This is a genomic window from Bacillus mesophilus (assembly GCF_011008845.1).
Classification (GTDB): domain Bacteria; phylum Bacillota; class Bacilli; order Bacillales; family SA4; genus Bacillus_BS; species Bacillus_BS mesophilus.
The window spans coordinates 100,180-114,282 of the sequence record NZ_JAAIWM010000004.1 but is presented as its reverse complement, the minus strand read 5'-3'; the positions used below and the strand labels follow the sequence as shown (position 1 = coordinate 114,282).

General features: G+C 37.0%; 12 protein-coding genes. 3 read left to right on the top strand and 9 right to left on the bottom strand.

Going from position 1 to position 14,103, the window contains the following annotated elements; genetic code table 11:
• Positions 1–146 precede the first annotated feature (146 nt).
• Positions 147–2,324 (bottom strand): DNA topoisomerase III, encoded by a 2,178-nt coding sequence (locus tag G4D63_RS12580; protein ID WP_163180013.1) that lies wholly within the window; start codon positions 2,322–2,324, stop codon positions 147–149.
• 146 nt (positions 2,325–2,470) lie between these two features.
• On the opposite strand from G4D63_RS12580, the gene G4D63_RS22095 reads away from it, so the two are divergent.
• On the top strand, positions 2,471–2,602 hold the full coding sequence (locus G4D63_RS22095; protein WP_275580303.1) for a hypothetical protein: 132 nt from the start codon (positions 2,471–2,473) through the stop codon (positions 2,600–2,602).
• Between the two features lie 40 nt (positions 2,603–2,642).
• On the opposite strand, the gene G4D63_RS12575 is transcribed toward G4D63_RS22095, so the two are convergent.
• Together G4D63_RS12575 and G4D63_RS12570 are read right to left on the bottom strand one after the other, a co-directional pair.
• A complete protein-coding gene (locus tag G4D63_RS12575; RefSeq protein ID WP_163180012.1) occupies positions 2,643–4,862 on the bottom strand; it encodes a UvrD-helicase domain-containing protein in 2,220 nt (739 codons plus the stop codon).
• Positions 4,863–4,944: 82 nt separating this feature from the next.
• Complete coding sequence (locus tag G4D63_RS12570) at positions 4,945–5,271, bottom strand: YnfA family protein (protein WP_163180280.1); 327 nt, start codon at positions 5,269–5,271, stop codon at positions 4,945–4,947.
• A 264-nt stretch (positions 5,272–5,535) separates the two neighbouring features.
• Between G4D63_RS12570 and G4D63_RS12565 the strand changes: the two genes are divergently transcribed.
• On the top strand, positions 5,536–5,730 hold the full coding sequence (locus G4D63_RS12565) for an alpha/beta-type small acid-soluble spore protein (protein ID WP_163180011.1): 195 nt from the start codon (positions 5,536–5,538) through the stop codon (positions 5,728–5,730).
• A 267-nt stretch (positions 5,731–5,997) separates the two neighbouring features.
• Positions 5,998–7,269: a hemolysin family protein gene (locus G4D63_RS12560; RefSeq protein ID WP_163180010.1), complete on the top strand. Its 1,272-nt coding sequence runs from the start codon at positions 5,998–6,000 to the stop codon at positions 7,267–7,269.
• A gap of 153 nt (positions 7,270–7,422) precedes the next feature.
• Here the strand turns inward: G4D63_RS12560 and G4D63_RS12555 are convergent, their stop codons facing one another.
• The 6 genes from G4D63_RS12555 to leuC form a co-directional block, all read right to left on the bottom strand.
• Positions 7,423–8,670 (bottom strand): M20/M25/M40 family metallo-hydrolase, encoded by a 1,248-nt coding sequence (locus tag G4D63_RS12555; protein ID WP_163180009.1) that lies wholly within the window; start codon positions 8,668–8,670, stop codon positions 7,423–7,425.
• Positions 8,671–8,871: 201 nt separating this feature from the next.
• Entirely contained in the window at positions 8,872–9,663 is a 792-nt protein-coding gene (locus G4D63_RS12550) for an HAD family hydrolase (RefSeq protein WP_163180008.1), read from the bottom strand.
• Positions 9,664–9,717: 54 nt separating this feature from the next.
• Entirely contained in the window at positions 9,718–10,884 is a 1,167-nt protein-coding gene (locus G4D63_RS12545; RefSeq protein WP_163180007.1) for a phosphoglycerate dehydrogenase, read from the bottom strand.
• Positions 10,885–10,896: 12 nt separating this feature from the next.
• Positions 10,897–11,979 carry a 3-phosphoserine/phosphohydroxythreonine transaminase gene (gene serC, locus G4D63_RS12540; RefSeq protein ID WP_163180006.1) on the bottom strand — a complete coding sequence of 361 codons (1,083 nt, stop codon included), beginning with the start codon at positions 11,977–11,979 and terminating at the stop codon, positions 10,897–10,899.
• 86 nt (positions 11,980–12,065) lie between these two features.
• Positions 12,066–12,662, bottom strand: coding sequence for a 3-isopropylmalate dehydratase small subunit (leuD, locus tag G4D63_RS12535; protein WP_163180005.1), 597 nt, complete (start codon positions 12,660–12,662; stop codon positions 12,066–12,068).
• Complete coding sequence (gene leuC, locus G4D63_RS12530; RefSeq protein WP_163180004.1) at positions 12,659–14,080, bottom strand: 3-isopropylmalate dehydratase large subunit; 1,422 nt, start codon at positions 14,078–14,080, stop codon at positions 12,659–12,661. The genes leuD and leuC overlap by 4 nt, the downstream gene beginning before the upstream one ends.
• Positions 14,081–14,103: the final 23 nt, after the last annotated feature.

The window sequence follows — 14,103 nt, the reverse complement described above, 5'->3', positions numbered from 1 at the left end:
CACTCCAAGCTCTTTATCAGTACAACTTGTACATCTTATGTCCAAGCTTTCGAAAATAGACAAAGAATCATGGGAAATCTTCAAAAACAAAACAAGCATCAGTAAGAATCGATGCTTGTTTGTTTATTATTATGGGTTTGAAAGACCTACTTTTTTAAGTTTAATTTCGCCAATGCATCTGCTAAAGCAGTATTTACAGGTGCATCATCCTGCTTTTTAAGGTATTTGTTTACTTCATGCTTGGAGACTTTGCTATTTTGATTACTCTTTCTTCTTTCCTGGAAGGTAGATAGTTTTTCACGATGTCCACATTTACAGAAAAAGATCTGTCCATCACCCTGTCCGCGGAGTTCAAGTTTTTTATGACAATTAGGACAACGGGCATTCGTAACTTTTGATATGTTTTTACGGTGTCCACATTCTCGGTCCTGACAAACGAGCATTTTCCCTTTCTTTCCACTAACCTCAAGCATGAGTTTACCGCAATCAGGACATTTTGTCCCAGTCATATTATCATGTTTAAAACGGGCTTCACTATTTTTAATTTCATGAACAGCTGTTTTTGCATAATCTTTTATTTCAGTAATGAATTTTTCTTTCTTTAAGTTGCCTTTGGCAATAAGTTCTAGCTTAAGTTCCCACTCTGCTGTTAATGCCGGTGATTTTAAATCCTCAGGTACTAGTTCTAAAAGTTGTTTCCCCTTGTTGGTGATAAAAATTTCTTTCCCTTTTTGTTCAAGTAGAAAACTGTTAAACAGTTTTTCAATAATATCTGCTCTTGTTGCTACTGTCCCAAGGCCCCCTGTTTTACCAATTGTTTGGATGAGTTCTTTGCTTTCCCCTGCCATAAACTTTGTTGGGTTTTCCATGGCTGATAAAAGCGTACCTTCGTTAAACCTGCTTGGCGGCTTGGTTTCTCCTGTTGTCTGAGAGAGGTTTAGAACATGTAATACATCCCCTTTGTTTACAGGTGGCAGTAACTGCTCAGATCGCTCATCCTCTTCATCATCGGATATGGTTCCATAAACTTCTTTCCAACCTGCAGATAATACCGTTTTACCACGAGCAACAAACGTTTCTGATCCAATTCTAGCTGTAACCGTCGTTTGTTCATATTCATAAGGTGGAAACATAACGGCTAAAAAGCGCTTAACAATTAAATCATATATTTTTCGCTCCTTATCGCTCAAAGCCCTTAAGTCTGCGCGCTGCTCAGTAGGAATAATGGCATGGTGATCAGAAACTTTACTGTTATCAACAAAAGCTTTGCTAACCCTCATCGTTGTTAATGCTTTTCGAGCCAGTGGGACATAACCAGGAATCATGACTGCTTCTATACGATCCTTTAAGGTATCAACCATATCTGTAGAAAGATATCGAGAGTCAGTTCTTGGATAGGTTACAAGCTTGTGTTGTTCATACAGCTTTTGCATAATGGATAGAGTTTCTTTGGCAGAGAATCCAAATAGCTTATGACCATCACGCTGAAGCTCAGTTAAATCATATAACTGTGGCGAAAATGACTTTTTAGAAACCTTATTTATATCAACCAGCTCTGCTTTCTGCTTGTTTAAAGAAGTTAATATAGTTTGAATTCTGTCCTTATCAAAACTTTTCTGATCCTTTGTTTTTGGATCCTGCCACGTTAACGTTAATTTTTCTGTCTGAGCCTTAATACCGTAGTACGTTTTTGGGCGAAAATCCTTAATTTCATCTTCTCGTTTTGCAATCATCGCAAGTGTTGGTGTCTGTACGCGACCACATGAAAGCTGTGCATTATACTTAGTAGTTAATGCTCTTGTAGCATTTAATCCTACATACCAATCTGCTTCAGAACGAGCTACTGCAGAAGCATAAAGGTTTTCGTATTCTCTACCGTTTCGTAGCTTTGAGAAACCCTCTTTAATCGCACGGTCAGTTACGGAAGAAATCCAAAGGCGTTTAATCGGTTTCTGAATCCGAGCTTTTTCAATAATCCATCTTGCTACAAGCTCTCCTTCACGTCCCGCATCAGTGGCAATAATAATTTCTTTTACATCATTTCGTGCTATTTGTGATTTTACAGTCTGAAATTGTTTACCAGTTTGTTTAATTACTGATAATTTTAATGACGTTGGTAACATAGGAAGATCCTCAAGTTTCCATGTCTTATATTTCTCATCGTAGGTCTCCGGGTCTGCTAGTGTTACTAGATGTCCTAATGCCCAGGTTACGATATATTGTGAACCTTCAAAAAAGCCATTTCCCTTCCTATGACAGCCTAACACTCTTGCTAGGTCTCGACCCACAGAGGGTTTTTCGGCTAATACTAATTGTTTACTCATAGAAGCAGTCCTTTCCCATTTAAACTATATTAAGCATAGCCTTTTAAAGCATAGTCTTCAACTCTTAAGAAGAACGTAATGATTATCGTTCAATCTGTACAAACTAACTATGTAAAAAAATAGCTAGAAAAGAGGGAAAGAAAACGATGGCCAAAAGAGATAGTCATAAAAATCAAACAAAAAAAATGAAAAAGGCTAGTCATGCAATCAATCAAGATAAAGATTTCGGTAATGATCTTGGTGAGCCTAAACACAACGAGTTACGAGGCGGCAACTAAAGAGAAAATGAAGTGACCTTTACAACGGTCACTTCAAACTTTAAATTTCTTTTGGTCCCTTTTTCATAGGTGATTTACACATAGGACATTCTTTAGTTATTTCAGTCTCAGCTTCTTCATAATTCGTAATCCTTTGCCAGGCAATACAGCCTTCTTTGGAGCATAACCAGGCCAGTACAGTTTCCGATGAAGCCCTTTTTGGAACAACTTTTTCTTTTTGAAAGGCTTCTAGGAAAAACCTAGATACTTCTACTTTTTTTCCTCGATAGTATGCTGGAGAAAGTATGGTGAGCTCTTCTTTTGCTCTTGTAACACCTACATAAGCTAATCGTCTCTCTTCTTCAATTGCTCGTTCAATCTTAATACGAGCAGCTTCTTTTGGTCCTGCCTCTTGTAATTTTCCTGCTTCTAGAGCAGTTATATGAGGAATAATTCCTTCTGAGGCTCCTATTAAATAGACAGACCTAAACTCTAAACCTTTTGCTTTATGAATGGTCATTAATGACACGGTCTGCTGATTGGTGAAGCTACCCTTTTTCATATTCTGATGTTGCTCTACAATTTCTTCAATAAAATGAATGAAATCAGATATGGTGATAAAGCGCTTTGCTGACGCTTCTAGTTCATCTAGCATTTCCTTGATATCTTCCTTTTGGACAGTTGCTTGCTGCTTACCTTCGGTTTCTAAATATTTATCGTAAAACGATTGTCGTAATTTTTTTATGGCAGCAACTGGTTCGAGATCTTTGCATTCCTTCAGCAAGCGAACTCTCTCTTTTACTTTTTCAATTTGAAAGCTTCGGAGACCAGGGTAATCAACTAGGTGAATCAACGGATACTTTTTAGCGCCATTTTGTTCTTTATTCCATATAAAATCCATTGCTTTTTCTCGTTGTATATATAGTGTTGAGACAATTCCATCCATTGCATCAAAATGCCTAGGATCGAGGGAAAGCTTCAAATAATCAATTAAAGGTTTAACGGTCCAATGATCATAAAAAAGCTTATCTGTTCCTGAATATAAAATAAAGGGTATCTTCTCTATCATTAATTGTTCAAATATAGCTCTATTATTACTAGCAGTTCGGTGCAATATTGCAAAATTATTATACTGATGACTACCACTCTCTATCTTTTGTTTCACATCCTCAACAATCCACTTCGCTTCATCGTCAGTTGTATTAGGGCGACTATACATGGGTTGAAACCTACTAGGTTTCGTAGCCTTTAATGTCTTTATCTTTCTATGCTGATTATGCTTTATCACTTCATTTCCTAGGCCGACTATGGAATCTGATGAACGATAATTTATGTCTAAAGTAATTGTTTTGGCGTTAGAAAACTCCTGATCGAATTGTAAAATGAACTCATTTCGTGCTCCATTGAAGGAGTAAATCGTTTGATCATCATCACCCACAACAAAGAGATTTTTACTTGAATTTGTAATTAGCTTTATCAATTCATATTGAATGAGATTGGTATCTTGAAACTCGTCCACCATAATATATTGAAACCGCTCCTGTAAGGCATTAACTAGAGCGGGGGTTTCTTGTAGTAAATGATAAGATTTTACTAGGATATCATCAAAGTCCATTTTGCCTTGTCGTGTCTTCCAATCCTCATACTTCAAGAAAAGTGTTTTTATTTCTTTCTCTTCCTCTGTTTTTGAAGGGAGATCACTTATTAAATTCACCTTATAAGATGAGAAAAGTGCCAAAAGTGTTTCAGGTTGGTAGGAATCATGTACTCCTAGCTCTCTCATTAACTGTTTCATGATCATTTGTCTATAGCGGTCACTGCTTATAATGTCTTCGGAATACCCTCTACTTCTTAGGATGGTTAGAAAAAATGAATGAAAAGTACTGGCTTGTATCGAACTCGTTACTGAAAGGTTCATTCCCGGTAATTGGCCTATTCGATCTTTCATTTCATCAGCAGCTTTTTTTGAGAATGTAACGAGTAGGATATGACGAGGTTGTACTTGGTGAACTTGTATCAAATAACCCGTTCGAGAAACTAAAACTGAGGTTTTTCCAGACCCGGCACCAGCTAGTGTTAAAAGTGGGCCGTCTTTATGTCTCACAGCTTCTATTTGTGGTTGATTTAAATAAATTCCATTTCTCTCTAATGCTCGGAAATAATAATGATCATGTTCTTCGTGAGTGACTAGTGTCTCACTATTACATGTATCAGCTAGACTAGCATAAGGTATCGTTGTATTTGTTAATCCAGTCGGTTGAGGGGAAAATCTTTGATGCATATCAATCACCTATTTCAAAAATTAATTGCTATACGAGTATATCAAAAGTTAGGCTTCTTTTGATAGGTTCTTATATGGTAAATTAATGACGGGGAGCCCATAATATGATAGACACACCAATCAGACATACTGAAGCACCTAACCAATCATATAAGTCGGGTGTCTTTTTATCTATCCACCAACCCCATAAAATGGCGAGAACGACGAACACTCCCCCGTATGCAGCATATACCCTTCCGAAAGAAGGAAATGCTTGTAATGTTGGGAGGATTCCATAGATGACAAGAGAAATACCACCAATTAGACCATACCATGAAGGCTTTCCTTCTCTTAACCATAACCAAATTAAATAACCTCCACCTATCTCTGCTAAACCCGTTAATAGAAATAATATAATGACAGACATCATCATGGATCAAACTCCTTTCTTCCTATGGTGGTAATCAAAGTTTAACATTTACCCCTTAAGGAAAGTACATCAGATTGGCGGGATTTTACAGTATATATCATAATTCTACAGCGTTTTCAACATATACAGACAAACGCAGTAGATTTAATGATAATTTCGTCTAATCCTGCGGTTTCCCAAGAAATAACTGATAATTTCCTGCTAATCGGTTAAGCTAATCGAGAACCACTTTTGGGTTCAAAACTTCGTCGGGAGTGATGTATCATGGCAAGAAACAAACTTCTGGTTCCTGGTGCAGGAAATGTTCTTGATCAAATGAAGCAAGAAATAGCCAATGAGTTTGGAGTTCAACTTGGTGCTGATACAACCGCGCGAGCAAACGGTTCTGTCGGAGGCGAAATGACAAAGCGCCTTGTGGCCATGGCAGAACAACACCTCAAAGATCAACAAGGTATGTAGAGTTGATCAAAAAAGAGACCCGAACCTGGGTCTCTTTCATTTATTTTATGCATATAAATTAACTAGTATAGATTTCTGTATTTATAGCTATACATTATACCTTATGCTAATAAAGTAAGACAATTTTTCCCACTATTAAATTAATATGAGGTATAATATGTAAAGGATTACTCTGAAAGACATCAAAACTGTATAGTTTACTCATTTTTGTTACTTTTCAGGGTATTATAATGTATAGATAAAAATTATTTGAGGGTGTGAATGTTTTTGGACGAAATACCACTGTTTTCATTAATCTTACTATTTACCTTAATTTTGTTATCTGCTTTCTTTTCTTCTGCGGAAACAGCTTACTCAAGTGTAAATAAGATTAGATTAAAAAACTTCGTTGATGAAGGAAAACCAGGTAGTAAAAAGGCTTATTATATTACTGAAAATTTTGATAAAGCTTTATCTACCATTTTGATTGGAAATAATATTGTGAATATCGCAGCAGCGAGTATATCAGCAAAATTAGCTGATGATATTTTCGGAGGAAATACTGGACTGATTATAAGTACAGTAACAATGACGATTTTAGTCCTAATTTTTGGTGAGATTCTTCCTAAGTCGTTAGCTAAAGAGCGTGCCGAATCTTATACCCTTCTGATTTCTGGTATATTATTTATATTAATTAAAGTACTTGCTCCTATTAATTTCTTCTTTATTAAGCTGAAAATCTTCGTATCAAAGTTCTTTAAGAAAGAAGATGACTTGCCTTCTGTAACGGAAGAAGAATTAAAAGCAATGATTAGTATGAGTGAAGAAGAAGGAGTAATTGATAAAGAGGAACGAGAACTCATACATCGAACAATGGACTTTAATGATATCCTTGCGAGAGAAATTTTAACTCCACGAACTGATATGGTAGCAATCGATATAAATCAACCAATAGATGATATAAAGAAAATATTTTTTGAAGAGCGTTTTTCAAGAGTTCCAGTTTATGAAGAGAGTATAGATAAGGTGATCGGTATACTGTCTGAGAAGGAATTCTTTGCGCATTTATTAATGTACAATAAGGTAGATGTTAGAGAATTATTACGTGATCCCCTATTTGTTGTGGAATCTATGCGTATTTCAACCCTTCTACCGAAATTGCAAAAAAACAAAGTACATATGGCAATTGTGTTAGATGAATATGGTGGTACCTCAGGATTACTAACATTAGAGGATATTCTCGAGGAGATTGTTGGTGAGATTTGGGACGAACAAGATGAAAAAACAAACTTAATGACTAAAAAGAATGAACGAGTATATAAGTTTGATGGACAATATCAATTAGAGAAATTTTCAGAGCTTTTAGATGTCGAAGAACCCGAAACATCCTATCATACGCTTGGTGGTTGGGTGTTAGAGAGTTTTGAGTCCATTCCTTCAAACGGAGAATACTTTTTATATGAGAATTTAAAGGTTGTTGTTGATGAAGTAGATAATCGAAGAGTAAAAAAATTAACAGTTGAGATTATGGAAGAAAGTCTTCCAGAGAGTATTGAGTAAAAAAATCTTTAACAGTAAAACGCCCTCAGTTTGAGGGCGTTTTACTGTTAAAAGGTCAATTTTGTTAGAGAAATTGTGCTTTCTTTTTTTTGTCTACTCTCTTTATCTTCTCCTTAATAATATCTACCACCACTATTAATTAACATAATAATATTATGTTCTACTAATCTTATCTAACAATGGTCTAGTTACATGATTTACTCCAACAAGACCGAGGATCGTCAACAATATTTGCTGTACCCCTAAATGTGCATTAGTTGGATCAAACCATTCCTCAAGAGTATGAACACCTCCATACTCTCCTCCTCCTCCTAAGGTGACAGCAGGGATACCTAAGCTTATCGGCACATTTGAGTCTGTACTTATCGGGCCCAATAATTCCGGTGGTTGTCCAATAGCCTTTGTTGATGCCAATGAAACCTGAACAATTGTGGAGTCATCAGGTTGAGAACCTGCGGGACGGTCTCCCACTAACTCAATATCTATCTCAATAACTTCCTTCCCCCAACGATTATTCTCTGCATATACCGCTTCGTTAAGTGCCTCAAGTATTTTACTTTCGATTTTAAGCAATGAATCAGGTTCTGTTGAGCGAATATCAATGATCATCGTAGATTCTTGGGCAATGGTGTTAACAGAAGTTCCCCCTGATATTTTTCCAATATTAAAAGTAGTTTTTGGTTCAGCTGGTACTTGTAAATCTGAAATTAACGAAACCGCTCTTCCTAGTGCATGAATTGCACTTGGTGTACCGAAATCACCGAAGCTATGACCACCTGTACCTTTGTAAGTCACTCGATAACGTCGACTCCCTGTTGCTAAATAGATAATTCTTGACGGTGAGCCCGGTTCAATTGAAATAAAGCCGTCTAGGTCTTCTCTATCTTCAAATAAACCCTTAACGCCTCTCAAATCTCCTAAGCCCTCTTCCCCAACTGTTGCAACAAATAAAAGATCTCCTATCGTCTCGAATTCTAGTTTTTGCATCGTGTTTATAAGAGTTAAAAGTGCCGCTAATCCTCTTCCATCATCGGAAATGCCTGGCGCATACACTTTGCCATTCTTCTTGCTCACTTTAATCTCGGTGCCTTCCGGGAATACGGTATCCAAATGAGCAGAAACGACTAAAGTAGGTCCATCACTCTTACCTGGTCGCAAACCGATTATATTACCGACTCGGTCCCTTTTTACATCCTGCAAGCCTAGTTCTAAAAATTTATTCTGAAAATACTCACCACGTACTTCTTCATGAAAGGTAGGAGCTGGAATTTCCGTTAAACGAATTTGTTCTTCTAGTGTATCTTCTTGCGTGCGCTCTATATATTCTAGGCCCTTTTTAACGGAATCGATATCCAGTAATAGTTCATACGCATCAATAATTTCTTGATTTAGTTTTTTCATATGCTCCTCCTCGATTTTATTGTTATGGAGTATCTTTATTCTAGCAATACCAAATAGTAGAAACAATTATTTTTGTTAATCATTGAGTCGACCATAGTAGAAGCTTCCAGTAATTAATCACCATCTTGAAGTAGGCCAAAATAAAAATAAGTACATAAGGCCAAAGATGGTCTCATGTACTTAAAAATATTTATAGAACAACTAATTATTTAAAGATTTTAAGATTGGGAAAAGTTCTTCAAGATGCTTAATTTCATAATCTGGAAAAATGTCTGTTTTTACTTTGTTTTCACGATTAATCCAAACTGATTTCATTCCAATGCGAGATGCACCCAGAATATCTGTCAATAAATTATCTCCTACCATAATGGCCATCTCTTTATCTAGTTTCATTTTTTGTAAAGCATGTTCAAATATAGTGGGATCTGGTTTGCCTCTTCCAAAAGCTCCCGAAATAATAATATGATCAAAATAGGGTATTAGTTTTGATGTGATTGATAATTTTGTGTTCTGCAAATCTGGAGAGCCATTCGTCAAAAGAAGCAGTTGATATCCTTCTTCTTTTAACTTGTTTAGCACTTGAAAGGACTCTTCATAAACAAAAGGGCTTTTTCTTCTTTCTTTTGGAAAACGTTCTGCTAATTCATAACCAAAGTTTTCGTCATCTATGCCTAATCGTAATAACCCTCTAGTCCAAGCTTCTTTTCGATATATAGGTACGATTTCTTTCATTTTCTGAAAGTTGTCATCCTCATCTAAAAAGTCTCCCCATAGCCCTTCAAATGGGTTAATACCAATCATCTTTGTAAATTCATACGTTTCATAAGATGAATATAGGTTAGTTGCTTCTTGTCTAACAGCTGTTTCTAAAGCTTCGGGATCAATCCCGAATCTTCCTTGAGCAAGTCTGCATGTAGCATTAAATGCTACCTTTACACTCTTTTGATCATAAAGTAATGTATCATCTAGATCGAAAAACACTGCTTTTATCAACTCTTAGCCCTCCTGTACTTCAAGCTTACGATTACTAAAGTGGTGTTAGATGGCTTATATGATTCGTACATGTCGAACCCCAGAAATCTCCATAACCTGTTTGATCAGTTTTTCTTTATGATCAACATCTTGATCGAGATCAATTAGGGTATATGCCCATTGGCCTTTACTCCGGTTCATCATGTCAGCAATATTGATAGAATGATTTGCTAGTAGTGATGTAATCTGTCCCACCATGTTTGGGATATTCTGATGAACAACCGTCAATCTCTTTCTTCCCGTAACAGGCATATATACATTAGGGAAATTAACAGAGTTTTGTATGTTTCCTGTTTCTAAAAATTGCTTTAATTGATTAGCAGCCATAATCGCACAGTTTACTTCCGATTCATGCGTGGATGCACCTAAATGCGGAATAGCCACCACATTTTTCATCCCAAGGAGGTCATCATTTGGAAAATCTGTAATATAGCTGGAAACAATATTCTCCTCAATGGCTTGTTTTAAATCCCTCTCGTGAACGAGTTCACCACGTGAAAAGTTTAACACCTTCATTCCTGGCTTCATTTGCTGAAATGCCTTAGTATTAAGCATTTCTTTTGTTTGCTCTGTTAAAGGAACATGCATCGTTATATAATCACATGTTTGAAAGATTTCCTCGGGGCTATGTGCACGCTGTACATCTCGGGATAACTGCCAAGCAGTGTTGACTGAAATAAACGGGTCGTATGCTACAACCTCCATTCCGAGTGCGGTTGCATCATTAGCAACCAATACTCCAATTGCTCCAACACCAATAACCCCTAACCGTTTTCCTTGGATTTCCGTACCAACAAATTCCTTTTTTCCTGCTTCAACTTGCTGTGGTACGGTTTCACCTTCACCCTGCAATGTATTTGTCCATGTAACTGCCCTAAACAAGTTACGTGATGAAGCAATCAAGCTCATCAATACTAATTCTTTTACTGCGTTTGCATTTGCACCTGGAGTGTTAAACACAATGACTCCTCGTTCAGTTAATGCTTCGACTGGTATATTATTTACGCCGACTCCAGCTCTTGCAATTGCTTTTACAGAAGAGGAAATCGTTTCATCTTGCAAGTTATAGCTTCGTAAAAGAATAGCATCCACATTCTCGACACTTCCGACTGTGTAATTGGTATCATTTAAAACTGCTAATCCTCGCTCAGCGATTGAATTATATACTTGAATGTTATACATGAATATCTTCCCCTATCTATGCTCTATTTCAAATTCTTTCATGCAATCTACAAGCTTTTCGACTCCTTCAATAGGCATCGCATTGTATATACTCGCACGCATGCCTCCTGTGGATCGGTGTCCTTCCAATGTGATCAGTCCTTTAGAGGCAGCAAATTGTAAAAATTCACTGTTTAGCTGATCAGATGACGTCGTAAATGGGATATTCATTAAAGAACGGCTGCTCACTTCTACCCGACTTACAAACAGAGAAGATTCTTCAATAAAGGCATACAACAGGTTTGCTTTTGCACGATTAATCTTCTCCATTTCAGTTACACCACCTAATGCTTGAAGCCATTCTAATACAAGTTTTGTTACGTAAATAGGGAATGTTGGAGGTGTATTGTAAAGAGATCCTGAACTAGAGTAAGTCTCGTAGTTCAGCATGGTAGGATTTTCTTTTTGAAAAGCACCTAGTAAATCCTCTCTAACAATGACGACTGTTAATCCAGCTGGTCCGATGTTCTTCTGTGCTCCAGCGTAAATCAGTCCAAATTTTGACACGTCATACACCTCAGATAAAATGTTGGAAGACATATCTGCAACAAGTGGGATATTCCCTGTTTCAGGGAGTGTTGAAAACCTGGTTCCTTCAATTGTATTATTAGTTGTAATATGTAAGTAATCTGCGTTTGATTTAATATCTAGTAAGTTAATAGGTGGAATCTTTGTATAATTCTCTTCTTTAGAAGAAGCTAAAATAGTAATTTCCCCATGTTTTTTCGCTTCTTTTATTGCTTTTTCTGACCAAGATCCAGAGTCAACATAATAAGCATGATGGTATTGATGGAGAAGATTCATAGGCACCATTGAAAATTGTAAGGATGCTCCCCCTTGAATAAAGAGCACTTTATAATTTTGGGGGATATTCATAAGCTGCCTTAATAAATTTTCTGCTTGCTTAATAATTTCTTCAAAATACTGAGAACGGTGACTCATTTCCATAACAGACATTCCAAGACCTTGGTAAGAAAGCAGCTCTTCTTGAACCTTCTCTAACACTGGTTTAGGTAAAACAGATGGACCAGCTGAAAAATTATATATTTGCCCCATAATTAAACTCCTCTTTTTCTATATATTCAGAAAAATTAACTTACGAACAAAAGAGAAGTAGGAATTCCTACCCCTCTACCTTTGACTTACTTAAAGAGTAATTCTCGTTTTTGTTCAAAAGTGGAAATTTCAGTATCATATTTTTCAGTTAATCCAATATCATCTAGGCCTTCTAAAAGCATCTTTTTGCGATATGGATCAGTATCGAAGGAAAATACAGCTTGATCAGAGGTTGTAACTGTTTGATTCTTAAGGTCAATACTTAGTTCAAACGGACCTTCTTTTGAAAGGTTCAATAAACCATAAACCTCTTTTTCCTTTAATACAATAGGTAAAATTCCATTTTTAAAACAATTATTATAAAAGATATCTGCATAAGAAGGTGCAATAATTGCACGGAATCCATAATCTAACAAGGCCCAAGGAGCGTGCTCTCTTGAAGAGCCACAGCCAAAGTTATGGTTAGATATCAGGATGCTAGCACCTTGATAGCACTTGCTATTTAAACAGAAAGTTTCATTCAGGCTTCCATCCTCATTGAATCTCCAGTCATAGAATAAAAACTGCCCAAATCCGGTCCGTTCTATTCTTTTAAGAAATTGCTTCGGTATAATTTGATCCGTATCAACATTAGCAACTGGTAATGGGGCTACCAATCCTGTATGTGTTATAAATGGCTTCATGAAACAACACTCCCTGGGCGAGCTAGTTCGTTTACGTCAATAAAATGACCGGTTACAGCCGCAGCCGCAGCCATTGCAGGACTCACTAAGTGGGTACGGGCACCTCTTCCTTGTCTTCCTTCAAAATTACGATTGGATGTGGACGCACAACGCTTACCAGGCGGAACTACGTCAGGATTCATGCTTAAGCACATGCTACAGCCCGATTCTCGCCACTCAAAACCAGCCTCCACAAAAATCTGATCTAGTCCTTCTTCTTCAGCCTTTTGTTTTACTTGCTTTGATCCTGGTACAACTAAAGCTGTTACTTGTGGTGAAACCTTTCTACCCCTAACAACTCTGGCAGCTTCACGCAAATCTTCAATTCTTGAGTTCGTACAGGAACCGATAAAGACATAATCAATATCAATATCCTTTATATTCATACCTGCTTGAAGCCCCATATAGGCAAGTGCTTTACTAATGGTTGTCTTTTGAACTGGATCATCAAAGTCATCAGGATTAGGCACGACTCCATTAACACTAACACCCATCGCTGGGTTTGTTCCCCATGTTACCTGTGGATCAAGCCCACTTACATCAAATTGAAGAACACGATCGAATACAGCATCCTCATCTGAAAATAGTGTTTTCCAATACTCAACTGCTTGATCAAACTCTTCCCCTTGAGGTGAATATTTCTTTCCTTTTAAGTAGGTGAAGGTAGTTTCATCTGGCTGAATAAGACCTGCTTTTGCGCCTGCTTCAATCGACATATTACAAACAGTCATACGCTCTTCCATTGACATATTCCGAACTACATCACCTGTGTATTCGATGATGTATCCAGTGCCAAAATCAACACCATACTTAGCAATCAAGCCCAAAATAATGTCCTTAGAGGCTATACCTAATGGACGTTCTCCGGTTAATTCAATTCTTAATGTTTTTGGCTTTGCTTGCCATAAACATTGAGTAGATAACACATGCTCTACTTCGCTTGTTCCTATTCCAAAAGCGAGTGCTCCAAATGCTCCGTGCGTTGAGGTGTGACTGTCACCACATACTATAGTCTTACCTGGAGAAGTTAGTCCAAGTTCTGGACCAATCACATGTACTATTCCTTGTTCTGAACTATGAAGGTCAGCTAGTGTTATCCCAAACTCCTCACAATTTTTCTTTAGCGTTTCAATTTGATTTAATGCGATTTCATCCGTAATGTAGAAAGGATTCATCGTCGGAACGTTATGATCCATGGTTGCAAATGTAAGGTCCGGTCGACGGACCTTGCGATTTGCAAGTCGAATCCCTTCGAATGCTTGAGGAGAGGTTACCTCATGAATTAAATGTAAATCGATATAAAGTAAATCTGGCTTATTTGGTTCTTGAACCACGATATGTTGGTCCCAAATTTTTTCAACTAATGTCTTTGGTTTCACAGAATCACCTACTTTTAAATAGA